Below are 22,499 nucleotides of genomic sequence, written 5' to 3' on the forward strand. Positions count from 1 at the left end.
GCGTGGATCAACTCCACGCGCCGGCTCGTCTCCTCCTGATGCCGTCGAGGACAATCTCTTGCGTAAAATCTGCTCTGTCATTGCTGCGATGATCTTCGTTACCTCGGGGGAATTGCTGTTGCGGAAGGTCCGGGCGATCCGACCGCCGTGAAGAAGGAAGACGACGGAAAATGGCTCGATAAGGAAGGAAACCCGACCTACAAGATTTCGGCCGACGGCACCGTGGACTGGTTCACCTATTCCGGCTACCGCCGCTATCACTCCGACTGCCACGTCTGCCACGGTCCCGACGGCATGGGCTCGACCTACGCGCCTGCGCTGAAGGACTCGGTGAAGACCATGAGCTATGGCGACTTTCTCGGCGTGGTTGCTTCCGGCCGCAAGAACATCTCGACCGCGCAGGAGAATGTCATGCCGGCATTCGGCGACAATCCGAACGTCGCCTGCTACATGGACGATCTCTACGTATACCTCCGCGCCCGCTCCACCGAAGCCTGGGGCCGGCAGCGTCCCGCCAAGAAGGACGAGAAGAACGAGGTCTACACCAAGGCGGAAGACGCCTGCATGGGCCACAAATGAACGTTGCGGGGACTGCCAGGACTACTTCTTGGCGTCCCATGAGAATTTGAGGAGTTACCGATGAAGACACGTGCCGCCGTCGCTTTCGAAGCCAAGAAGCCGCTCGAGATCGTCGAACTCGATCTGGAAGGACCGAAGGCCGGCGAAGTCCTGGTCGAGATCAAGGCCACCGGGATCTGCCATACCGACGCCTACACGCTCGACGGCTTCGACAGCGAGGGAATCTTCCCGTCGGTCCTGGGCCATGAGGGCGCAGGCATCATCCGCGAGATCGGACCGGGCGTCACCTCGGTGAAGCCGGGCGACCACGTCATCCCGCTCTACACGCCGGAATGCCGGCAGTGCAAGAGCTGCCTGAGCCAGAAGACCAATCTCTGCACCGCGATCCGCGCAACGCAAGGCAAGGGCGTGATGCCGGACGGCACCAGCCGCTTCTCCTACAAGGGCAAGCCGGTCTACCACTATATGGGCTGCTCGACCTTCTCGAACTTCACCGTGCTGCCGGAGATCGCGGTCGCCAAGATCCGCGAGGACGCACCTTTCGACAAGAGCTGCTACATCGGCTGCGGCGTCACCACCGGCGTCGGCGCCGTCGTCAACACCGCCAAGGTCGAGCCGGGCTCCAACGTCGTCGTGTTCGGCCTCGGCGGCATCGGCCTCAACGTGATCCAGGGCGCCAAGATGGCCGGCGCCGACAAGATCATCGGCGTCGACATCAACGACTCCAAGGAAGATTGGGGCCGCCGGTTCGGCATGACCGACTTCGTCAACCCCAAGAAGATCAACGGCGACATCGTCCAGCATCTCGTTGGCCTCACCGACGGCGGTGCCGACTACACCTTCGACTGCACCGGCAACACCACCGTGATGCGCCAGGCGCTGGAAGCCTGCCATCGCGGCTGGGGCACCTCGATCATCATCGGCGTCGCCGAATCCGGCAAGGAGATCGCGACCCGCCCGTTCCAGCTCGTCACCGGGCGTAACTGGCGCGGCACGGCCTTCGGCGGCGCGCGTGGCCGCACCGACGTGCCGAAAATCGTCGACTGGTACATGAACGGAAAGATCCAGATCGATCCGATGATCACCCATGTGCTCAAGCTGGAAGAGATCAACAAGGGCTTTGACCTCATGCATGAGGGCAAATCCATTCGTTCCGTCGTCGTGTACTAGCTCGAAAGCGTCACCCCCCAAGGAGGATCGACCCATGACTGTTGCACTCCACCCCTCGATCGACAACGGCCTCAAACAAGGCACCGGCCATTTTGCCGGCGGCACGCTGGCCTGCAAATGCAAGGACCACCAGGTCAAGGTCGCGGTGAAAGGCGACGTCGCCCACAACCACGCCTGCGGCTGCACCAAGTGCTGGAAGCCGCAGGGCGCGACGTTCTCCGTCGTCGCCGTCGTGCCGCGCCAGAACGTCAGCGTGCTCGAGAACGGCGACAAGCTTGAGATCGTCGACGCATCCGCGGTGATCCAGCGCCACGCCTGCAAGGCCTGCGGCACGCATATGTTCGGCCGCATCGAGAACAAGAACCACCCGTTCTACGGCCTCGACTTCATCCACCCCGAACTGTTCCAGGAACAGGGATCGCAGGCGCCGCAATTCGCCGCCTTCGTCTCCTCCGTAATCGAGTCGGGCGTGAAGCCGGAACAGATGGGCGGCATCCGGGCACGGCTGAAGGAAATCGGGCTCGAGCCTTATGACTGCCTGTCGCCGGCGCTGATGGACGCGATCGCAACCCACGTGGCGAAAGCCAAGGCCGCGTAACCAGGGCGGCCTGAACAAGGCCGCCGGACAACGGTCCTTGCCCCGTCCACTCGCTGGCCCCCAGCGAGCCGGACGGGGCCAGTCTCGGGGCGACCGCGGCGATGCCGCCGCCTCTCTGCGGATGAGGGCCATGAGCTCCTCAGTCCTGGTCTCTGAATGACTGCGCAGTGCCGCCCGCTTCCTGCTTGAAGTCCGCGCCCCTGCGTTTCTCCCTCCCTCGACTGAGGCATCCTGCTTCGTCCGCGCAGTCATCCTGCCGGACGAAGCTTTTTACGTGCGCTCATTTCGCAAACGCACAGCGCAACCCACCGGCACGCGACGTGATGCCCCGCCCTGCTTTTGACAAACCTGCGTTGCAGTCTTTTCCCGTCAAGAATGCTCGGCTGTGAATGCCGGGCTCGTGCGATCTCTGTTACGGTCGCGTCGTCACGATGCCGCGCGAAGTTCAATCAAACAAGAACAACACGGGAGAGGTATCGAGCACATCCGGACATCACGATTCGCATTCCTGCTTCCTGCCGGGATCTGCCCGCGCGGGACAACCGGCCCGAATGCGGCGACGACGCAACAAACATTGCGCCGACGGACGTCGGCAATGTCAGAATCAACAAGCTTATGAAGAGCGAGGGACGATCATGATCAAGGTGAAGATCAACGGCCAGGAACAGAGCTGGGACGGCGACCCGGATCTCCCACTACTCTGGTTCCTGCGTGACGAAGCCGGGCTGACCGGCACCAAATATGGCTGCGGCCAGGCCCTTTGCGGCGCCTGCACCGTCATTGTCGACAAGCAAGCCGTACGTTCCTGCATCACGTCGATCAATGACGTCGCCGGGCGCGAGGTCACGACGATCGAGGGGCTGCATCCGAACGGCGACCACCCTGTCCAGAAGGCCTGGCGTCAGGTCAACGTGCCCCAATGCGGCTTCTGCCAGGCCGGCCAGATCATGCAGGCCGCTTCGCTGCTGATGGAGAACCCCAAGCCGTCGCACGACCAGATTCGCGAAGCGATGGCCGGCAATATCTGCCGCTGCGGCTGCTATCAGCGCATCGAGAACGCGGTCCATCTCGCATCGACGGGAGTGTGACATGAATTTCATCGACAACCCCGGCAAGCTTCGTGGCTTCGAAAAGAACATCCGTGTCGAGAAGGTCTCGCGCCGCAGCATCCTGAAGGGGCTCGGCATCACCGGCGGCTTCGTGCTTGCCGCGCCCGTGATGTCACGCCCGGCGTTCGCCTATGAGACCGGCGCCGGCAAGATGCCGCACGGCGTCGTGGTCGATCCGCGCGTGTTCGTCGCGGTCGCGTCCGACGGCACCGTCACCATCCTCGCCCACCGTTCCGAGATGGGCACCGGCGTGCGCACCAGCCTGCCGCTGATCGTGGCCGAGGAGATGGAAGCCGACTGGTCGAAGGTCAAGGTGCAGCAGGCCCATGGCGACGAGGTCAAGTTCGGCAATCAGGACACCGACGGCTCGCGCAGCACGCGGCATTATTTGATCCCGATGCGCCAGATCGGTGCCTCGGCCCGCACCATGCTGGAGCAGGCCGCGGCGAAGCGCTGGAACGTGCCGGCGACCGAGGTGAAGGCCGTCAATCACGAGGTCGTCCACAGTGCCAGCGGGCGGAAGCTCGGCTTCGGCGAGTTGGCTGCCGATGCCGCCAAGGAGTCGGTGCCTGCTATCGAAGGCCTCAAACTGAAGGATCCCAAAGACTTTCGCTATCTCGGCAAGGGCCAGGTCGGCATCGTCGATCTCCATGACATCACCACCGGCAAGGCACACTACGGCGCCGACGTGCGGCTGCCAGGCATGAAATACGCCGTCATCGCCCGCCCGCCGGTGACCGGCGGCAAGCTGGTCTCGTTCGATCCCGACGCGGCGCTGAAGGTGTCCGGTGTCGAGAAGGTGATGAAAGTTCAAGGCTGGCCGTGGCCGTCGAAGTTCCAGCCACTCGGCGGCGTCGCCGTGATCGCACGCAACACCGGCGCGGCGATCAAGGGCCGCGACGCACTGAAGCTGGTCTGGGACGACGGCGCCAACGGCAAATACGACTCGGTCGCCTATCGCAAGGAGCTCGAGGAGGCCTCACGCAAGCCCGGCCTCGTCGTGCGTGCCGAGGGCGATGCGGACGCCGCGCTGAAAAGCGCCGACAAGGTCGTCGTCGGCGAATACTACCTGCCGCACCTCGCCCATGTCAGCATGGAGCCGCCGGTGGCGGTCGCCGACGTCAAAGGTGACAAGGCGGAGATCTGGGCGCCGGTGCAGAGCCCCGGCGGTACGCGCGAAGACGTCGCCAAGACGCTCGGCATCCCCGAGGGCAATGTCACCGTCAACGTGACGCTGCTCGGCGGTGGCTTCGGGCGCAAGTCGAAATGCGACTTCGCGCTCGAAGCCGCGCTGCTGTCGAAGGAACTCGGTGCGCCCGTGAAGGTGCAGTGGACGCGTGAGGACGACATCCACCACGACTTCCTGCACACCGTGTCGGTCGAGCGGATCGAGGCTGGGCTCGACAAGAGCGGCAAGGTGATCGCCTGGCGTCACCGCAGCGTGGCGCCCACCATCGCGTCGACATTCGCGGCGGGCGCCAAGCACGCGGCGCCGTTCGAGCTCGGCATGGGCCTCGTCGATATGCCGTTCGAGATCGCCAACATCTCCTGCGAGAACCCGGAAGCTGCGGCGTTCACCCGAATCGGCTGGTTCCGCTCGGTCTCGAACATCCCGCGCGCCTTCGCGGTACAGTCGATGGTCGGCGAGATCGCAGCTGCAACCGGCCGCGACCAGAAGGAGACGCTGCTCGCGTTGATCGGCAGCCCGCGCATTGTCAAGCCCGCCGTCAAGGACATGTGGAACTACGGCGAGCCCACTGACAGCTACCCGATCGACACCGCGCGCCTGCGCAAGGTGGTCGAGCTGGTCGCCGAGAAGGGCGAATGGGGCCGTCAGGTACCCAAGGGTCACGGCCTTGGCATTGCCGTGCACCGCAGCTTCGTCAGCTACATCGCGACCATCGTCGAGGTGTCCGTCGACGACAAGGGCAAGCTGAGTGTGCCGCGCGTCGACACCGCGATCGACTGCGGCACCTATGTCAACCCCGAGCGCATCGCCTCGCAGATCGAGGGCGCGGCGATCATGGGGCTGAGCCTCGCCAAATACGGCGCGGTCACCTTCAAGGAGGGCAAGGTGGAGCAGAAGAACTTTGACGACTTCCCGGTCGTCAGGATGGACGAATCTCCTGCCGTGACCAACGTCTACATCGTTCCGCCCGGACCCGACACGCCGCCGAGCGGCGTCGGCGAGCCAGGCGTACCGCCCTTCGCACCCGCACTGATGAACGCGATCTTCGCCGCGACGGGCAAGCGTATCCGCAACCTTCCGCTCGGCAAGCAATTGGAGGCTTAGCGCGGGAACATAAGACGGCTTCGCGCCGTTTCCATCGATCTGACAGGAGCAGATCGATGACCAACATCTCAAGGGCGCTCGCAGTCTCGTTGCTGTCGGGCGCCTTTTTCACGACGACCACAGGCGCGTTTGCCCAGAGCAGCACGACGCCGCCGACCACGGCCACGCGCCCCACCGCGCCGGACCAGAACTCACTCCCCAACGCGAACGCCCCGCCCGCCTCGACCAACCAGACCACCGGGCAGACCAGCACCGATCCCAAGATTCAGGAGATGAATCAGAAGGAAAAGGACAAGGTGGATCGGCACGGGAAGTAGCCGGCTGGCGGCTGCGCGCATGAACCTCTACTCGCCGTCATGGCCGGGCTTGTCCCGGCCATCTACGGCCTTTGACGCGGCGCGAAGACCGTGGATGCCGGGATAAGCCCAAGCGTGACGGATTCGTGGCGTGAGCAACAATCCTCCCCGCCCACGCAAAATGCGACGGACGTTGCCGTCCGCCGCATCTGCCCCCAGAGGCTCCGCTTCTTCGATCCGCCTGCGGAGCTTATTTCTTCAGCGCGAACACCCACACGACGCCGCCCTGCGGCACATTGGCTTCGATGCCGATATTGTTGGTCACGAGCGCATCCTGGATCCGCTGCGCGTCCACGCCCCACCCCGACTGGATCGCGATGTATTGCGTTCCGTCGATCTCATAGGACACCGGCATGCCCATGATGCCGGAGTTGGTCTTCTGCTCCCACAACAGCTCGCCGGTCTTGGCGTTGAAGGCGCGGAAGTTGCGATCGTTGGTGCCGCCGACAAAGACGAGGTCACCCGCCGTCGCCGTCACCGAGCCGAACAGCTGGGATTTCGGGAAGTTGTGCTGCCACACCTTCTTGCCGGTGGCGGGATCCCAGGCCTGGAGCTCGCCGAAATGATCCGCTCCCGGCTTTGTTTTCAGGCCGATGTCCTCCGGCTTGGTGCCGAGCCAGAGCTCGCCCGCCTTGAGCGGCACCTTCTCGCCGGTGAAGCCGCCGCAGAAATTCTCGTTGGCGGGGACATAGACGAGGCCGGTCTTCTGGCTGTAGGCCGCCGATGGCCAATCCTTGCCGCCCCACAATGACGGACAGAACTCGACGCGCTTGCCGATGACCGGCTTGTGCGCGGGATCGACGATCGGCTTGCCGGTCTCGGCATCGATGCCCTTCCAGACATCGGTGGCGACGAACGGCCAGCCGGCGATGTAGTTGATCTTGGTCGGGGTGCGCTCGAGCACCCAGAAGATCGCATCGCGACCGGGATGGATCAGGCTCTTGATGGTGCGGCCATCGCGCTGCAGATCGATCAGCATGGGCGCATCGACCTCGTCCCAGTCCCAGGAATCGTTCTGGTGATACTGGTGATAGGTCTTGATCTTGCCGTTACCCGGATCGAGCGCGAGCACCGACGAGGTGTAGAGATTGTCGCCGGGATGCGTCTCACCGGGCCAGGGCGCAGCATTGCCCACGCCCCAATAGATCGTCTTGGTGTCCTTGTCGTAATTGCCTGTCATCCAGGCCGACCCACCGCCGGTCTTCCAGTCGTCGCCCTGCCAGGTATCGTGACCCGGCTCGCCCTCGCCGGGAATGGTGAAGGTCCGCCACAGCTCCTTGCCGTCCTTGGCATCGAAGGCGGCGACGTAGCCGCGCACGCCGAGCTCGCCGCCGGAGCCGCCGACGATGACCTTGCCCTCGACGATCAGCGGCATCAGGGTCATGTACTGACCCTTCCTGTAGTCCTGCACCTTGGTGTCCCACAGCACCTTGCCGGTCTTGGCGTCGAGCGCGACGACATGATCGTCGGTGGTGGCGAGATAGAGCTTGTCCTCCCACAGGCCGACACCGCGGTTGGTCGGATGCAGCTGGAAAAGGTCGTCTGGAAGCTGCCGCTTGTAGCGCCAGTATTCGTCGCCGGTCCTGGCGTTGATCGCAATTACCTGTCCCATCGGGGTGGTCACGAACATCACGCCGTTGTTGACGAGCGGGGGCGCCTCATGGCCTTCGACCACACCGGTGGCAAAGGTCCAGACCGGCGTGAGATTCTTTACGTTCGAGGTGTTGATCTGGTCGAGCGGGCTGTAACCCTGCCCATCATAGGTGCGCCGGTAGAGCATCCAGTTGCTGGGTTCTGGATTCTCCAGGCGCTGCTGGGTCACCGGAGAATAATTCTCGATCGGGCCGGCGACGGCGGCGGTCGAGACGAGACAGGTGAAGGCGACGAAGCCGGACAGGTACCATTGCTTCCTGGAGACCGACGTTAGCTTGGACGTTTGCTTGGAGGTTTTCATGGACGTTCCCCTTTTTCATCCGTTTGAATTCTTGTTTTGAATTGTTGTTTTGAATTCGTATCGTTCGTCCCGTCGTCCGCCCCTCGGCGGATGCGGCCCCTCGTGACGCGGGCATGTCCCGCACCGTCCGTCATCCTGGCTGCACGCCTCCTACTTTTCCGATGAAGTTGCCGGCGACGCTGATCGAGCCTTCAGCAAGCGCAATCGGCAGCGCGGCGAGCCGCCGCGGTGCCGGCCCGAACACGACTTGCGCGCTCGCGCGCGGATCGTATTCGGAGTTGTGGCACATGCACTTGAACACCTCCTTGTCGCCGACATCGCTCTTAACCCAGGCGGTGACGGGACAGCCGGCATGCGAACAGATCGCCGAATAGGCGAGGATGCCGTCGACGGCACGCGCACGGGTTTGCTCGTCGAGCTCGGCGGGATCGAGCCGGATGATCAGGATCTCGTTGAGACGCGAGGCGCTGCGCACCACCGACGTGCTCGGATCTTTCGGCCAGGCATGCAGCGGCGGTCCGCCCGTTGGTATGTCCGCGGCAGTGATCAGCTTTCCTTCCTGTTCACCGTCGGAGAAGACCAGCTGGTCGCCCTTCCTTGGTCGCTCGTCGGAGCCGGGCGGATCCTCGCCCGCGCGAGCCTGCACGGAACAACCGAGGCAAGCAGTGGTCGCGAGCGCCCCAAGCAGCAGCGTTCGCCGCGTCTGCTCCGCACTTGCGTCGATGTCAGGCTCCGCGGTGCTCTCGGAGGATGAGGAGGTGATACTGAATGATGCGCGCGACATGCCCGCTAGCAGGCGCTGGAACTCTGCCGAAATGAAGGCGGAGAATTGGCGCCGCAGTGCATCAATGTGGCCTTGCTCGCTTTGATTGAATTCAAGTGAACGCATTCAAACGCGTTTTAGCGAATGCTACGTCGCAACGCGCGAGCGGCATGATGATTTTGCAGACCAGATCGACGATGACGGAATTGGTGCAGCGCGCTATCGATAACGCAATGCAACTTCGAAGCGATAAACTGACAGGCTTCGCTGGCAGGCTCGTCGTCAGGACCTGAGCACGTGACGCGGCGCGGCGATACGGCCGGCGATCGTCGCCGATGCCATCTCAAAACTGTCGGCGATGCGCCGCGCCTTGTCGATGAACAGCGCGGCTGCAGGGGGCGGGCAAACCTCGCGCGCGGTCTGTTCGAACAGATCGAGCCAGCGGTCGAAATGATCGCCGACCAGGCTCAGCGGCATATGCGCCCGCATCGGCGAGCCATGATAGCGGCCGCTCATCAGAACGACCGACGACCAGAAATCCCGGAGCTTGGCGAGATGCTCGTCCCAGTTCTGCACGATCGCGAACACCGGTCCCAGCAGCGCATCCTCGCGCACGCGACCGTAGAACCGGGTGACGAGCTCCCCGATCATCTCTTCGGTAATCCCGGTGCGCTCGATCGCATCCTGGGTCAGCAAGTTCCGCCGTGCGACCGCAGCTTCGCGCTCGGCCTTCAGTCGATCCGACATGTCCTTCGTTTTCCGTTCCGTTGGCCCGCGAGCCGCCCGTTCGACATTGTCGGGCCAATTGCGAGCGGCGTCTTTGTCGCAGCGCAAATTGCGGGATCAGGCAGCGGGCGCTGAGCGCCCGCTGCTGGCGCATCGATCAGGCGCCGTAGGTGTAGAAGCCCTGCCCGGTCTTGCGGCCGAGATGGCCGGCATCAACCATTTCCCTGAGCAAGGGGGCCGGACGGTATTTGGGGTCGTTGAAGCCTTTGTAAAAGACCTCCATCACCGACAGCATGGTATCGAGGCCGACAAGATCGGCGAGTGCCAGCGGCCCGATCGGATGGTTGCAGCCGAGCTTCATGCCGGCGTCGATCTCCTCGGCGGTCGCGATGCCTTCCTGCAGCGCGAAGATCGCCTCGTTGATCATCGGGCAGAGGATGCGGTTGACGGCAAAGCCCGGGCTGTTCTTCGCGGTGATCGCCACCTTGCCGACGCGCTGGGCGAAATCGAGCGCCTTGGCATGGGTATCGTCGGAGGTCTGCAAGCCGCGGATCAGCTCGAGCAGCGCCATCACCGGCACCGGGTTGAAGAAGTGCATGCCGATGAAGCGGTCGGGACGATCAGTTGCGGCTGCGAGCTTGGTAATCGAGATCGACGAGGTATTGGTCGCGAGCAGCGTGCGCGGCGACAGCGTGGCGCAGAGGTCCTTCAGGATCTTGACCTTGAGCTCCTCGTTCTCGGTCGCGGCCTCGATGACGAGATCACAATCGGCAAGCTTCGCCCGGTCGGTGGTGCCGGTGATGCGCTTGAGCGTGGCGTCGCGGTCGGCCGCCGACATCTTCTCCTTCTTGACCAGCCGCTCGAGGCTGCCGCCGACGGTGGCGACGCCGCGGTTCACCGCCGCGTCGGAAATGTCGACCATCACGACCGGAAGACCGGCCGCCGCGCAGATCTGCGCGATGCCGTTCCCCATGGTCCCTGCCCCGATGATGCCAACCGTCTGGATCATTGCCTCAAATCCTTCTCATCCTGCGGCCCGTGCCAGCCGGCCAGGCGCCATTTTTCTGCATCAGGATCTAGCACCGCCACTGGGCGGGTGCGACCTGATCCTGCCCTTCCTTAAAGCATCCGAGGCGGGAATAAAGCCGCAAACGGCACGATTTGACGGCCTCGCAGCCCGTTTGGTCCGAGCGATGTGCCGCATGCGCCCCCATGAAGCCCCCAGGGTGTGGAGCTTCCGGCTCAATCCACGGGGCGGCCCGCGGCCCTCCCCGCCTCATCCGAGGCGGAGCACCTTGCCCGGATTCATGATGTTCTTGGGATCCAGCGCCCGCTTGATCGTCCGCATGATGTCGAGCTCGGTCCTGGAACGATAGTGCGAGAGCTCGTCCAGCTTCTCGATGCCGATGCCGTGCTCGGCCGAGATCGAGCCGTCCATGGAGGTGATGAGGTCGTTGACGGCCCGGGTGATCGCCGCGGAATACTGGCCGAGCGCGACGCGATCCATGCCCTTCGGGCCCATGAAGGAGAAGTGGACATTGCCGTCCCCGATATGGCCGAGCGGATAGGGGCGGATGGTCGGCAGGATGTCGAGCGCCGCCTTGAGGCCTTTGTCGATGAACTCGGGAATCCGGGAGACCGCGACCGAGACGTCGTAGCTCAAGCCCGGCCCCTCGGCGCGCGACGCTTCGGCCACGCTCTCGCGGATGCGCCACATGTTGCGCGACTGCGCCTCGGTTTGCGCGATCACCGCATCCAGCACCCGGCCGGCTTCGAGCTGGTCGGCCAGAAACTGCTCCATCCGCTCCGACATGCCCGCGCCGCCGTCCTCGCGCGGCCGGGCCGACGACCATTCGAGCAGCAAATACCACTCGGTCTCCGCCTTGAGAGGGTCCTGGGTGCCGGGAATGTGGCGCAGCACCATGTCGGTGCAGGCGCGGCTCATCAGCTCGCACGAGCCGACATTGTCGTCGGACGCGGCATGCGCCTCCGACAGGAGCTCGATCGCGGCGCTGGGATCGCAGATCGCGAGCCATGCCGTGCAGACATCCTTCGGCGCGGGCCAGAGCTTCAGCACCGCCCTGGTGATGATACCGAGCGTGCCCTCGGCGCCCATGAACAGGTGCTTGAGGTCATAGCCGGTGTTGTCCTTCTTGAGTGCGCGCAGGCCGTTCCAGACCTCGCCATTGGCGAGCACGACCTCGAGACCCAGCACCAGATTTCGTGCATTGCCATAGCGCAGCACCTGCACCCCGCCGGCATTGGTGGACAGATTGCCGCCGATCATGCACGAGCCCTGGGCACCGAGGCTGAGCGGAAGGAAGCGATCATGGCGCGCGGCCGTGTCCTGAAGCGTCTGGAGGATGCAGCCTGCTTCCACCGTCATGGCATAGCCGACGGGATCGATACTCAGCACCTGGTTCATGCGACCGAGCGACAGCACGATGCCGCAGTGCGCGGGCCACGGCGTGGCACCGCCCATCAAGCCGGTATTGCCACCCTGCGGCACGATCGCAATGCCGTTGTCGTGGCAGAGCTTGACGACAGCGGAGACCTCCGCGGTGCTCGCCGGGCGCACGACCGCCGCGGCCTGCCCCGCCAGCTCGCCGCGCCAATCGGTTACAAATGGCTGCTTGTCATGCTCGTCGAGGATCAGGCCCTTGTCGCCCACGATGGCCCGCAAGCGATCGACAATGGCCGGCGTCACGGGCGCGGTCGGAATCGAGGGAGCGGAGGGAAGGGCTGCACCCGGCATGTGTTCCTCTCTTTGCGGCTCTTCTGCGCGCGGCCTGAGGCGCGCCAGCCTTCGTTGTTGTTTTCAGTTCGGCGTTCGCGCAACGAGCCTAGCACGAGGGATGCGCGAGCGGGAACGTCCCCGGCTGCGACGCCTGTGCAGACCTGCCTCGACGGCTGGTCGGGAAGCGCACTTCCGCCGCAGCCCGGCGTGCCCTACTGTGCCGCGTTCAACCTGGATTGGAGATCATGAGCCGCTTCTGGAGTCCGGTCGTCCACACGCTTTCGCCCTACGTCCCGGGCGAGCAGCCGAAGCAGGACGGCATCGTCAAGCTCAACACCAACGAGAACCCCTATCCGCCCTCGCCGCGCGTACTTGCGGCGATCGCATCGGCTGCCGAGCGGCTGCGCCTCTATCCCGATCCGCACGCCACACGCCTGCGCGAGGCGATCGCGGCCCACAGCAGAGTTGCGCCCGAGCAGGTGTTCGCGGGCAACGGCTCGGACGAGGTTCTCGCCCACACCTTCCAGGCCCTCCTGAAGCACGACAGGCCGCTTCTGTTTCCCGACGTCACCTACAGCTTCTATCCCGTCTATTGCCGGCTCTATGGCATCGTTCATGAGGAAGTGCCGCTCGATGCCGCGATGAGGATCGAGCTTAGCGACTACCGGCGGCCATCAAGCGCCATCCTTCTCTGCAATCCGAACGCGCCCACCGGGGTCGCCCTTCCGCGCGAGGCGATCGCATCCCTGCTCGCCGAAAACCCCGATCGGCTGGTGGTGGTGGACGAAGCCTATGTCGATTTCGGCGCCGAGAGCGCGGTGCCGCTCGTTGCGCACCACGACAATCTGCTCGTGATCCAGACCTTCTCGAAATCGCGCTCGCTCGCCGGCCTGCGCGTCGGCTTTGCCATCGGCCAACGGCCGTTGATCGAGGCGCTGGAGCGGGTAAAGGACAGCTTCAACTCCTATCCCGTCGATGGCCTCGCCATCGCCGGCGCCGTCGCTGCCATCGAGGACGACGCGTGGTTCCAGAAGACCTGCACACGCATCATTGCAGGCCGCGAAATCCTGGCTCGCGATCTCGAACAGCTCGGCTTCGAGGTGCTGCCGTCGCTCACGAACTTCGTTTTCGCGCGCCATCGGAGCCGGAGCGGAGCCGATCTCGCCGCGGCGCTGCGCGAGCGCGGCGTTCTGGTCCGGCATTTCAGCAAGCCTCGCATCGAGGACTTCCTGCGCATCACGGTCGGAACGGAGGAGCAGTGCGGCCGGCTGATCGACGAGCTGCACGGCTTGCTCTGATCCAAGGGTTGGCTCGAGCGGGGGAATCCGCAAATTAGAAGGCCGGGCCTGCGCAGCCCGAAGCTGCGTCGCCGCGGGAACTTTGCGCATTTCAAGGACGTTGGAACTGGCGACCAGGCGCCTCGTGGCCCCGGTGCTGATTCGACGGAGTTTCGCGATCTTTTCCGATGACCAAGACATCGACCATGGCGACCTCAGGAGTTCGACGACGCCATGGCTTACCAGCGGCGGCCCCGAAATTCGTCCCGTGGCGGGAAGCTTCGCATGTGATGTCCTGGTGATAGGCGCGGGCATCACCGGCGCCATGGTCGCCGAAAGCTTCACCCGCCGAGGGCACGAGGTCGTCATCATCGACCGGGAAACCCCGGGTCATGGCAGCACGGGCGCGAGCACCGCGATGCTGCTGTGGGAAATCGATCGTTCACTGTCCGAGCTCACGCAGGCTTACGGATTCGAACGCGCGGCGCGCTGCTACACGGCAAGCCTCCGGGCCGTCCAGGGCTTGACCTCGTTGACGCGCCACTATCGCATCCCATGCCATATCAGGGACCGTCTTTCGCTCTATCTTGCAGTGGACGACAGCGGCAAATCCCTGAGAGAAGAGTCCGCTCTGCGAGCGCGGGCCGGCCTGCCCGGAGTGTTTCTCGACCACGCGTCCCTGCTCCGACGGTTCGAGATTGCGCGCGCTGGTGCGATTCTGTCACCGCTCGCCGCCGATGCCGATCCGGTTGAGCTCACGCATCAGATTCTGAAGATTTCCATCGGACGCGGGGCTTCGATCCGGCAGACCGACGCGACGGCTTTCGAAAGCGCCGGCGCCAAAGTTATCGTCGGGCTCGACGGCGGCTACGAGATCGAGGCCAACCGCGTCGTACTTTGCACGGGCTACGTCATGCCCAGCATCGTGCGTCCGACCATCCAGCGTCCAACCGCGAGCTGGGCGATTGCCACAGAGCCTCAGCCCCAGAACCTCTGGCCGGAAGACGTGCTGATCTGGGAGGCGAGCCACGACTATCATTATGCCCGCAGCACATCCGATGGCCGGATCATCTTCGGCGGCGAGGATGATGATTCCGCGATCGAGCCGCAGGCGCGCGAGGCACTCACTCCCGCCAAGCGAGAACGCCTGAAGCAGAAGCTTGGGGCGCTCTGGCCGCGAGCTTCCGACAAGATCGACTATTGCTGGTCTGGGGCGTTCGACACGACGCAGGACGGCTTGCCGTTGATCGGCGCCGTGCCGGGCCAGAAAAACATCTTCGCAGCCTACGGATATGGCGGCAACGGCATCACGTTCAGCTATCTTGCGGCCGAATTGCTCGCAACCATCTGCTCCGGAGGCAGCTCTCCCCTGCTTGACGATTTTGCAATCGATCGTACCGGATAAGAATTCGATTTATCAAAGCGTTCCACATTTGGAACTCCCGATGCTCCTGCCCGGTTATACGCAAGGCTGGATCTGAGGAACCGGGATGGACACGGCGACGCTCGAACCAAAGGTGCAGAAACGCGCCACCTTCCGCCTGCGGAATTTCTTTTCCACGCTCGGGCCGGGGCTGATCACCGGCGCCTCGGACGACGATCCCTCGGGGATCGGCACTTATAGCCAGGCCGGCGCACAGCTCGGCTTCGGCATCGGCTGGACGATGCTGCTGACCTATCCGCTGATGACGGCGATCCAGGAAATCTCGGCACGGATCGGGCGGGTGACGGGTCACGGCATCGCCGGCAATGTCTGCCGCAATTTCGGCGCGGCCTATGTCTGGGGTCTCGTGGTTCTGCTGTTTGCCGCCAACACGATCAACATCGCGGCCGATCTCGGCGCGATGGCGGACGCCCTCAAGGTGCTGATCGGCGGTCCGGGCATCCTCTATGTCGTGATCTTCGGCGCGGTCTCAGTGCTCGCCCAGATCTTCTTCGACTATAACCGCTACGTCGCAGTGCTGAAATGGCTGACGCTCAGCCTGTTTGCCTATGTCATTGCCCTTGCCGTCGTGAAGGTCCCCTGGACCGAGGCATTGAAGGGCGTGCTCATTCCGCACGTCAGCTGGAACGCCGAATTCCTCACCACGCTCGTCGCCATCCTCGGTACGACGATCTCGCCATACCTCTTTATCTGGCAGTCTTCGCAAGAGGCCGAGGAGCAGCGGATCGACGACAACAAGACACCCCTGAAGAAGGACGCTTCGACAGCGGAAGCGGAATTCCGCCGCATCCGGCTCGACACGCTGATCGGGATGGCATTCTCGAATCTCATTGCACTCTCGATCATCATCACCACGGCCGCGACCTTGCACGCACAAGGCAAGACCGACATCCAGAGCTCAGCCCAGGCCGCGGAAGCGCTGAAGCCGATCGCCGGGCCCTTCGCAGAGCTCATCTTCGCGCTCGGCATCATCGGCACGGGCCTGCTGGCAATTCCCGTGCTCGCCGGCTCGACCGCCTACGCCATCGGCGAAGGCCGCCGCTGGCCGGTCGGGCTCTCCCGCAAACCCAAGGAGGCCATCGCCTTCTACACGGTACTCGGCCTTTCCGGCCTTTGCGGCATCGGTTTGAATTTTACGCCGATCGACCCCATCAAGGCGTTGTACTGGAGCGCGGTGGTCAACGGCGTGCTGGCGGCACCAGTCATGGTGATCCTGATGCTGCTGGTGCGGCGGCCGAAGGTGATGGGAGAACTCGTGGTCACCGGCCCGCTGTATTGGCTCGGCTGGGCCTCGACAATCGCGATGGCGTTCTGCATCGTCGGCATGGTAGCCACCATGTTCATGGGCGCGTCCTAGAACTTCCGCTCGCCACTGTCGCGTCCGTCTGGTTGTCGTCTTCCGGATAAATCGAGTTCCCAAACCGCTCCTGCCGGGTATTCTGTGACTGTCGGCAAGACTCGCAAGGGATGATCCGTGAAGCGACTTCGCAGCCTCTATGACAACCTTCCAGAGGCCTCCCGTCCGGCGCCCAAGCGTCAGGCCGGATGAACGATTTCGCGCAATCCACTGCCGCAGCCTTCAGGCTGATCGGCGAAGCCGATTCCGAGCTGCTGGGCATCGTCGCATTGTCGGTGCGCGTCAGCCTGACGGCCAGCATCGTCGCGCTCCTGATCGGCGCGCCGATCGGGGCGTTGCTTGCGATCACCCGTTTCCGCGGGCAGCAGGTCATCATCGTGCTGACCAACGCCCTGCTCGGCCTTCCCCCTGTCGTGGTCGGGCTCGCGCTCTATCTCGTGCTGTCGCGGTCCGGCCCGCTCGGGGCGGCCGGCCTGTTGTTCACACCGGCGGCCATGATGATCGCGCAGACGCTGCTGGCGACGCCGATCGTGGTGGCGCTGGTGCACCGGCCGGCGAGCCTGCTATGGGCGGAGTATGGCGACCTCGCGCGGATCGACGGGCTATCCGCCTTGCGCAGCATCGCGCTTCTGTTCGCCCTCGGCCGGACCTCGCTGCTAACGGCCTTTCTCGCGGCGTTCGGGCGTGCGATCGCCGAGGTCGGCGCCATCATGATCGTCGGCGGCAACATCCGCGGCTTCACGCGCACGATGACGACCGCGATCGCGCTGGAGACCAGCAAGGGCGACCTGCCGCTGGCGCTCGGCCTCGGGCTGATCCTGCTGGCGCTCAGCGTCGCCGTGTCGACGGTGGCCTTCCTGCTAGTGGGACGCGTTGGGGAAAAATAGCTGCTCGCCGCCGACCTTGTAGCCGGCGATCGCGTCCTGCCCCTTCGGCGAGACCAGCCAATCGATGAAGGCCTGCCCGTCCTTCGCCTTCACGTTCGAATGCCTGGCCGGATTGACCAGCATGACGCCGTACTGGTTGAACAGCCGCTTGTCGCCCTCGGTCAGGATGGCGAGCTCGCCACGATTTTTGAACGACAGCCAGGTGCCGCGATCGGACAGAAGATAGGCGTTCGACGACGAGGCCATGTTCAGCGCCGGGCCCATGCCCTGGCCGATCTCGCGATACCAGCTGTCCTTGCCGGCAGCGAGGTCGACACCGGCCTCCTTCCACAATCGCAGCTCCGCCGCATGCGTTCCGGACTTGTCGCCGCGCGAGATGAACGGCGCCTTTGCTTCCGCGATCCTGCGCAGCGCCTCCGCGACGTCCTTGTGGCCTGCGATCTTGGCGGGATCGCTCTTCGGCCCGACGATGACGAAGTCGTTGTACATGACGTCGAAGCGCTTCACGCCCTGCCCCTCGGACATGAACTTGTCTTCCGCTGGCCTGTCATGAACGAACACCACGTCGGCATCGCCGCGCCGCCCGATGTCGAGTGCCTGCCCGGTGCCGACGGCGACGACCTTGACCTCGATGCCCTCGGCCTTCGAGAACAGTGGCAGCAGATAACCGAACAGTCCCGACTGCTCCGTCGAGGTCGTCGAGGCTACGGTGATGGTGCGGTCCTGCGCGAACGCGATGGTGGACCAGAGCAGAACCGCTCCAATGGCCGCAATTTTTCTCATGAATCGTCCTCCCCTCGGTCCGCTTGCACTGATGCATCCTGAATGAAGCATATAAGATCGTCCGCGTCGCGATCGCTGTGCAGATGTTCTGCAATTGGTCCTATCCACATTGACAGCGATGTGACGGCCGGGGCAGTTTTTCGCATTGCTGGCGAGATCAGCGATTGCCTCACGCCGAGTACCTCTTGGATAACTCCCTGTGCTTTCGAGACTGATATCGTTGCTGCGCCGCATTCCCGCGGTGAAATGGGCGTTCACCCGGCTTCGGCCTTTGCCGCACAGCGGCAGCATCGACGTCGCCCCGACCGCCGCAACCGATTGCACTGCTGCCGACATCGCAGACGCAACACCGGCTCCCGACAGCATCGTCGCCGAGCCGTTGCAATGCGACGCCGAGACGGTGGCCGTCGAGGAGATTTCGGTCTCGACGGTCGAGCGCGTGCCCGTTGATGCTCCCAAGCTCGCCAACGATGATCCGGCCGTGGAACTCGCGGCGAACGGTGAACCACCTGCGTCTGGCGAAGAGGCACCGGCTCCGCCTGCCGAGACCGAAAGCGAGCGGTTCGAGGCTGCTGAGCCCGTCATCAGCAACCAACCATCGTTCGAAGCCCCGATCGAGGTCGAGCCTGTCGCCGCAGAAGAGGTATCAGTCTCGTCAGTCGACGTCGTGATCGCTGCGATTGATGCCCCTGCTCCCATCGTCAGCTACGAGCCCTCCTCTGGAGCCGTCGTGGATGCTGAACCGGTCGTCCTGGCGGACGCCTGCGTTGTTCTCGCCGATGACGAAGTCTCGATGCCGAACATCGCCGGGGACAGCGTCGAGAGCGATCCCTCCCCAAGCGTCGCGGCCGAGATCGAACCGGTCTCCACACCCGCTCCTGCACCAGTTGCTGCACTCGCCGCGGAGGCCACTCCGAGCGCCATCACCCATGTCGCGCCGGAACCGGTCCTCGCGCCCCCCGCCCCGAAGATCTCCAGCGCGCCGAAGGCGCGCGCCAGGATCGCGGACCCCGTCGATCGCGCCACGCTGATCCGGCAGCGTTGGGCGGAGACCGGGATCAGGATGTGGAATCCGCGTCTTCACGGCACCGGGGATGCCACGCTGAACATCCAGGGGCGCGTCGAGCTGCTGCCGCCGGCGCCCGGCGAAACCATGCCGCGCTACGACAAGCTGGAATTCAGGATGCTGGGCGGGCAGATCGTCTGCGAGGGCATCATCGTCGAAGCACCCGCGCAGTCGGGCCAGCGAAATTTCACGCGGCTTGCCGAGCCCGGAAAGACCGACCGGGTCCGCGAACCGGTGGGGGAACGCCAGGCCGTTCTGGCCTGACATTGTTTTCCTGCGTCGACGCCACCATGTGCCAGGTTGATATCCTCACCATGGAGATCGCATGCCCGCAAAATTGTTGCGATTGATCGCCATCGCCGCCCTCTGCGCCTCGCAGGGAGCTGTTGCTGCCTCCAGCAAGCGGCACCACGCCTATGTGACCGATCCGGCTTCGCCCTATAAGACTGATCGACTGTCGTCGTCACGCGGCGACACGATCCTCAACACGCCCGGCCAGACCACAGTCCTGACGCGGCAGGTGCTCGACGACATGAACGCGAGAAGCCTGCGGGATGCCATGCGCTCGACCGCCGGCGTGACGATCGGACGTTAGGCGTCCAGCGCCGCTTGCGCGGTCAGGGAATCGGATAGCCCTTCCAGACCCACTCCAGTGCCGACGGCAGCGTTTGCGCGATGGTCGGCCGGTCAACGTGCTTGGCGTTCCGCACGAACAGGAACTGGTAGTGATAGCCCTTCTCCGCCAGCACCTTCGCCGTCAGTGCGTTCGACAAGGTCCAGTCGTGCATGCCGTCGGGGATGTTGGGATTCGGATAGAACAGGTCCTGGTCGCCGCCGAAGAACCAGAAGCGGATCGGTTTCACCGGCGCAGCGGCGATCAGCGGCACACCGGGCGGCTCGGCCGGCGTCAGCACGCCGGCCTTCGAGATGAGATGGGGCCCAGCCGGCCCCGTCCACGCGCTGTGATATTCCCAGGCGCCGCCGCGCAGCGACGGATCATGCGGCCATTGCTGGTTGACCATGGTTGGCGAGAAGGCCAGCACGCGGTGATAGAGATCAGGATAGAACCACGCCATGGTGAAGGCGGCCACGCCGCTCGAGCTCAGGCCCATGGTCGCTCGCCCGTCGGGATCCTTGGTCAGCTTCACGCCGGCGTTCGCCTCGACCAGCGGCAGCACCTCGCGCTCGACGAACTGTGCGTAAGCGCCTGACACCGCGTCATATTCGCGGCCGCGCTGGCTGCCCTGCGCGTCCTGCCCGCCATTGCCGATCTGGATCGCGATCATAGGAGGCACGCGGCGCTGCGCGATGAGATTATCGAGCGTGGTGGCGAGGTCCTTGTAGGCGTTGGACCCGCCGTCGCCGACCACGATGAACGGCGCTTCGGTCCCGCGCACATATTGCGCCGGCACGTAGACGTCGATCGTACGCGACCAGATTCCGGGATGGCTCGTGGTGACGACCATGTGCGACTTGTCGTCCGGCGCGGTCACGGTGGTCATGATCGAGGAATTGGTGCAGCCGGCAACGTCGTCGCGGATCAGACCGGGATTGTAGATCGTGCTCTGTTTCGACGAGAGCGTGAACGACTTCGTCGTGCCGCGCGCCACGCCTTCCTTCGCGATGGTCTCCGGCGCGGGGGTGGGTCGGGCCGATGATGAAATTGCCTTCGGCCCCCGGTGGCGGCAGCGTGCCATCAGGCAACTCAGTCGCACGCGGATAGTTGGCGCTGAGAGGATCGCGCGTCGGCGGTGACGTCTTGAAATCAAGCCCTGTCGTGTCGATGAAGAACGGTGCCGCCTTGTCGGTGGTGTTGGCGCCGGGCGGCACGGCCATGTTCTGGGTGACGCAGGCTGGCTGGGCCAAGGCTATCGAAGTGCAGGAAACGAGGCAAATCAGCGTCCCCTCGAGGACGGCCCATGAATTGGTCATTTCAGCTCCCGGTGATGACGAGTCTTTCTGGCCCGTCTTGCTGCAAAGTATGACGGGATGCCCGCACGCGGTCAAACGACAAGGACCGCGCCACAACGATGGCCGCCATGCTCAAACCGAACGTCGACCGTTATTCCGCGCATGCCGTGAAAAGTTGATGGCCCCAGGCCGTTGCTGCCGCACCGCACACGACGTAGCGTGCGCATCGGCTGCAGCGCGAAAGCCGCGTGCGGTCAGAATGACAAGAACACTCCGGGAGGCAACCTATGAAACGGCTTACGGTCGCGCTGTGTGCGCTGGCGTTTTTCGCAACCGGCGCGCAGGCGCAAACGATCAAGGATTTCCTGGCGGCGGTCACCAAGAAATGGACCACGCCGTTCGAGCCATTCCAGCTCATCGACAATATCTACTATGTCGGCACCGACGGCATCGCCGTCTACGTCATCAAGACCTCGCAGGGCCTGATCCTGATGGACACGGCTCTTCCGCAGTCGACCGGCATGATCAAGGACAACATCACGAAGCTCGGCCTCAAGGTCGCCGACATCAAGATCATCCTCAACTCGCACGCGCATTTCGATCACACCGGCGGCTTCGCCGAGATCAAGAAGGAGACTGGCGCGCAACTCATCGCCGGCGAGCGCGACAGGCCGCTGCTCGAAGGCGGCTACTATCCGGGCGACGAGAAGAACGAGGATCTCGCCTTCCCCGCGGTGAAGGTCGATCGCACCGTGACGGAAGGCGACAAGGTCACGCTCGGCGACACCGTGCTGACGGCGCACGCCACCCCCGGCCACTCGCCGGGCTGCACGAGCTGGGAGATGACCGTCAAGGACGGCGGCCAGAACCGCCAGGTGCTGTTCTTCTGCAGCGGCACGGTGGCGCTGAACCGGCTGGTCGGCCAGCCGACCCACGCCGGCATCGTCGATGACTACCGCGCGACCTATGCCAAGGTAAAGGCGATGAAGATCGACGTGCTGCTCGGACCGCATCCCGAAGTCTATGGCATGCAGGCCAAGCGCGCGGCAATGAAGGACGGCGCACCGAACCCGTTCGTCAAGCCCGGCGAGCTCGCGACATACGCGACCAGCCTGTCGGAGGACTTCGACAAGCAGCTCGCCAAGCAGACAGCGGCGCTGGAGAGAAAATAGCGATCGGTTGCCCTCTCTCTGCTGCACGGGCCTATCACCTCGCCTGCGCGCGAAGTGATAGGCGCGTCAGCCGTCACCAGCGACGGCGCGGCAATACGCTGCACCGCTTCGTCACATGCATGGTTAGCAAGCCGTAGCTGCGATGATTGCAGGCGAATTGTGCCGGAGACGCACGTCTCAGCCGCTGGATATCCTTAACGTGGCCTCACCAATGCGCGTGGCCTGAAATTTCCACGGTAGCGCGCAACCCTCGCTAGCCCCCCTACGGAACCCACCTAACGCACCCTTTACCCCTGCCGTGCAAGATCGCCTCGTTT

General features: G+C 64.1%; 20 protein-coding genes. 13 read left to right on the forward strand and 7 right to left on the reverse strand.

Annotated elements, in window-relative coordinates:
• Positions 1-69: 69 nt before the first annotated feature.
• The 6 genes from ACQ86E_RS05010 to ACQ86E_RS05035 all read left to right on the forward strand — a co-directional run bounded on the left by ACQ86E_RS05010 (position 70) and on the right by ACQ86E_RS05035 (position 6,066).
• Entirely contained in the window at positions 70-579 is a 510-nt protein-coding gene (locus ACQ86E_RS05010) for a c-type cytochrome, methanol metabolism-related (RefSeq protein WP_431206399.1), read from the forward strand.
• A 60-nt stretch (positions 580-639) separates the two neighbouring features.
• Positions 640-1,749 (forward strand): S-(hydroxymethyl)glutathione dehydrogenase/class III alcohol dehydrogenase, encoded by a 1,110-nt coding sequence (locus tag ACQ86E_RS05015; protein ID WP_431204466.1) that lies wholly within the window; start codon positions 640-642, stop codon positions 1,747-1,749.
• Positions 1,750-1,783: 34 nt separating this feature from the next.
• Entirely contained in the window at positions 1,784-2,347 is a 564-nt protein-coding gene (gene gfa / locus ACQ86E_RS05020) for an S-(hydroxymethyl)glutathione synthase (RefSeq protein WP_431204467.1), read from the forward strand.
• A 635-nt stretch (positions 2,348-2,982) separates the two neighbouring features.
• Positions 2,983-3,435 (forward strand): (2Fe-2S)-binding protein, encoded by a 453-nt coding sequence (locus ACQ86E_RS05025; protein ID WP_431206400.1) that lies wholly within the window; start codon positions 2,983-2,985, stop codon positions 3,433-3,435.
• Between the two features lies 1 nt (position 3,436).
• Positions 3,437-5,749, forward strand: a complete 2,313-nt coding sequence (locus ACQ86E_RS05030) for a molybdopterin cofactor-binding domain-containing protein (protein ID WP_431204468.1) — start codon at positions 3,437-3,439, stop codon at positions 5,747-5,749.
• 56 nt (positions 5,750-5,805) lie between these two features.
• Positions 5,806-6,066, forward strand: coding sequence for a hypothetical protein (locus tag ACQ86E_RS05035; protein ID WP_431204469.1), 261 nt, complete (start codon positions 5,806-5,808; stop codon positions 6,064-6,066).
• Between the two features lie 229 nt (positions 6,067-6,295).
• On the opposite strand, the gene ACQ86E_RS05040 is transcribed toward ACQ86E_RS05035, so the two are convergent.
• From ACQ86E_RS05040 to ACQ86E_RS05060, 5 genes are all read right to left on the reverse strand, one after another.
• Complete coding sequence (locus tag ACQ86E_RS05040; protein WP_431204470.1) at positions 6,296-8,059, reverse strand: methanol/ethanol family PQQ-dependent dehydrogenase; 1,764 nt, start codon at positions 8,057-8,059, stop codon at positions 6,296-6,298.
• A 130-nt stretch (positions 8,060-8,189) separates the two neighbouring features.
• Entirely contained in the window at positions 8,190-8,843 is a 654-nt protein-coding gene (locus ACQ86E_RS05045) for a ubiquinol-cytochrome c reductase iron-sulfur subunit (protein ID WP_431204471.1), read from the reverse strand.
• A gap of 261 nt (positions 8,844-9,104) precedes the next feature.
• On the reverse strand, positions 9,105-9,569 hold the full coding sequence (locus tag ACQ86E_RS05050) for a group III truncated hemoglobin (protein ID WP_375313443.1): 465 nt from the start codon (positions 9,567-9,569) through the stop codon (positions 9,105-9,107).
• A gap of 136 nt (positions 9,570-9,705) precedes the next feature.
• Positions 9,706-10,557 carry a 3-hydroxybutyryl-CoA dehydrogenase gene (locus tag ACQ86E_RS05055; RefSeq protein ID WP_431204472.1) on the reverse strand — a complete coding sequence of 284 codons (852 nt, stop codon included), beginning with the start codon at positions 10,555-10,557 and terminating at the stop codon, positions 9,706-9,708.
• 267 nt (positions 10,558-10,824) lie between these two features.
• Positions 10,825-12,303: an FAD-binding oxidoreductase gene (locus ACQ86E_RS05060; RefSeq protein ID WP_431204473.1), complete on the reverse strand. Its 1,479-nt coding sequence runs from the start codon at positions 12,301-12,303 to the stop codon at positions 10,825-10,827.
• Positions 12,304-12,530: 227 nt separating this feature from the next.
• Here ACQ86E_RS05060 and hisC point away from each other — a divergent pair, with 227 nt between their 5' ends.
• The 4 genes from hisC to ACQ86E_RS05080 all read left to right on the forward strand — a co-directional run bounded on the left by hisC (position 12,531) and on the right by ACQ86E_RS05080 (position 17,250).
• The gene (gene hisC, locus ACQ86E_RS05065; protein ID WP_431204474.1) at positions 12,531-13,583 is read left to right on the forward strand and encodes a histidinol-phosphate transaminase; all 1,053 of its coding nucleotides are present in this window, start codon (positions 12,531-12,533) and stop codon (positions 13,581-13,583) included.
• A gap of 247 nt (positions 13,584-13,830) precedes the next feature.
• Entirely contained in the window at positions 13,831-14,967 is a 1,137-nt protein-coding gene (locus ACQ86E_RS05070) for an NAD(P)/FAD-dependent oxidoreductase (protein WP_431204475.1), read from the forward strand.
• An 85-nt stretch (positions 14,968-15,052) separates the two neighbouring features.
• Positions 15,053-16,363 carry an Nramp family divalent metal transporter gene (locus tag ACQ86E_RS05075; protein WP_431204476.1) on the forward strand — a complete coding sequence of 437 codons (1,311 nt, stop codon included), beginning with the start codon at positions 15,053-15,055 and terminating at the stop codon, positions 16,361-16,363.
• A 188-nt stretch (positions 16,364-16,551) separates the two neighbouring features.
• A complete protein-coding gene (locus tag ACQ86E_RS05080) occupies positions 16,552-17,250 on the forward strand; it encodes an ABC transporter permease (RefSeq protein ID WP_431204477.1) in 699 nt (232 codons plus the stop codon).
• On the opposite strand, the gene ACQ86E_RS05085 is transcribed toward ACQ86E_RS05080, so the two are convergent.
• A complete protein-coding gene (locus ACQ86E_RS05085) occupies positions 17,224-18,033 on the reverse strand; it encodes a substrate-binding domain-containing protein (protein WP_431204478.1) in 810 nt (269 codons plus the stop codon). The two genes, ACQ86E_RS05080 and ACQ86E_RS05085, sit on opposite strands and share 27 nt — an antisense overlap.
• Positions 18,034-18,232: 199 nt before the next feature.
• Between ACQ86E_RS05085 and ACQ86E_RS05090 the strand changes: the two genes are divergently transcribed.
• Together ACQ86E_RS05090 and ACQ86E_RS05095 are read left to right on the forward strand one after the other, a co-directional pair.
• Positions 18,233-19,363 (forward strand): hypothetical protein, encoded by a 1,131-nt coding sequence (locus ACQ86E_RS05090; RefSeq protein ID WP_431204479.1) that lies wholly within the window; start codon positions 18,233-18,235, stop codon positions 19,361-19,363.
• A 61-nt stretch (positions 19,364-19,424) separates the two neighbouring features.
• Positions 19,425-19,694: a TonB-dependent receptor plug domain-containing protein gene (locus ACQ86E_RS05095; protein ID WP_431204480.1), complete on the forward strand. Its 270-nt coding sequence runs from the start codon at positions 19,425-19,427 to the stop codon at positions 19,692-19,694.
• Between the two features lie 22 nt (positions 19,695-19,716).
• Here the strand turns inward: ACQ86E_RS05095 and ACQ86E_RS05100 are convergent, their stop codons facing one another.
• Positions 19,717-20,796 carry an alpha/beta hydrolase gene (locus tag ACQ86E_RS05100; RefSeq protein ID WP_431204481.1) on the reverse strand — a complete coding sequence of 360 codons (1,080 nt, stop codon included), beginning with the start codon at positions 20,794-20,796 and terminating at the stop codon, positions 19,717-19,719.
• Between the two features lie 501 nt (positions 20,797-21,297).
• On the opposite strand from ACQ86E_RS05100, the gene blaBJP reads away from it, so the two are divergent.
• Positions 21,298-22,182: a BJP family subclass B3 metallo-beta-lactamase gene (blaBJP, locus tag ACQ86E_RS05105; protein WP_431204482.1), complete on the forward strand. Its 885-nt coding sequence runs from the start codon at positions 21,298-21,300 to the stop codon at positions 22,180-22,182.
• The last annotated feature ends 317 nt before the right edge of the window (positions 22,183-22,499 follow it).

Origin of the sequence: Bradyrhizobium betae, assembly GCF_050632175.1 — a bacterium.
GTDB classification, from domain to species: Bacteria; Pseudomonadota; Alphaproteobacteria; order Rhizobiales; family Xanthobacteraceae; genus Bradyrhizobium; species Bradyrhizobium betae_B.

Excerpts from the sequence above, each read along its gene's own strand:
- hisC (WP_431204474.1), top strand. The coding sequence starts at position 12,531 with ATGAGCCGCTTCTGGAGTCCGGTCGTCCACACGCTTTCGCCCTACGTC.
- ACQ86E_RS05085 (WP_431204478.1), bottom strand. The coding sequence starts at position 18,033 with ATGAGAAAAATTGCGGCCATTGGAGCGGTTCTGCTCTGGTCCACCATC.
- ACQ86E_RS05015 (WP_431204466.1), top strand. The coding sequence starts at position 640 with ATGAAGACACGTGCCGCCGTCGCTTTCGAAGCCAAGAAGCCGCTCGAG.
- ACQ86E_RS05080 (WP_431204477.1), top strand. The coding sequence starts at position 16,552 with ATGAACGATTTCGCGCAATCCACTGCCGCAGCCTTCAGGCTGATCGGC.
- ACQ86E_RS05100 (WP_431204481.1), bottom strand. The coding sequence starts at position 20,796 with ATGGCACGCTGCCGCCACCGGGGGCCGAAGGCAATTTCATCATCGGCC.
- gfa (WP_431204467.1), top strand. The coding sequence starts at position 1,784 with ATGACTGTTGCACTCCACCCCTCGATCGACAACGGCCTCAAACAAGGC.
- ACQ86E_RS05045 (WP_431204471.1), bottom strand. The coding sequence starts at position 8,843 with ATGTCGCGCGCATCATTCAGTATCACCTCCTCATCCTCCGAGAGCACC.
- ACQ86E_RS05055 (WP_431204472.1), bottom strand. The coding sequence starts at position 10,557 with ATGATCCAGACGGTTGGCATCATCGGGGCAGGGACCATGGGGAACGGC.
- ACQ86E_RS05040 (WP_431204470.1), bottom strand. The coding sequence starts at position 8,059 with ATGAAAACCTCCAAGCAAACGTCCAAGCTAACGTCGGTCTCCAGGAAG.
- ACQ86E_RS05050 (WP_375313443.1), bottom strand. The coding sequence starts at position 9,569 with ATGTCGGATCGACTGAAGGCCGAGCGCGAAGCTGCGGTCGCACGGCGG.
- ACQ86E_RS05035 (WP_431204469.1), top strand. The coding sequence starts at position 5,806 with ATGACCAACATCTCAAGGGCGCTCGCAGTCTCGTTGCTGTCGGGCGCC.
- ACQ86E_RS05030 (WP_431204468.1), top strand. The coding sequence starts at position 3,437 with ATGAATTTCATCGACAACCCCGGCAAGCTTCGTGGCTTCGAAAAGAAC.
- ACQ86E_RS05025 (WP_431206400.1), top strand. The coding sequence starts at position 2,983 with ATGATCAAGGTGAAGATCAACGGCCAGGAACAGAGCTGGGACGGCGAC.
- ACQ86E_RS05060 (WP_431204473.1), bottom strand. The coding sequence starts at position 12,303 with ATGCCGGGTGCAGCCCTTCCCTCCGCTCCCTCGATTCCGACCGCGCCC.
- ACQ86E_RS05095 (WP_431204480.1), top strand. The coding sequence starts at position 19,425 with ATGCCCGCAAAATTGTTGCGATTGATCGCCATCGCCGCCCTCTGCGCC.
- blaBJP (WP_431204482.1), top strand. The coding sequence starts at position 21,298 with ATGAAACGGCTTACGGTCGCGCTGTGTGCGCTGGCGTTTTTCGCAACC.
- ACQ86E_RS05075 (WP_431204476.1), top strand. The coding sequence starts at position 15,053 with ATGGACACGGCGACGCTCGAACCAAAGGTGCAGAAACGCGCCACCTTC.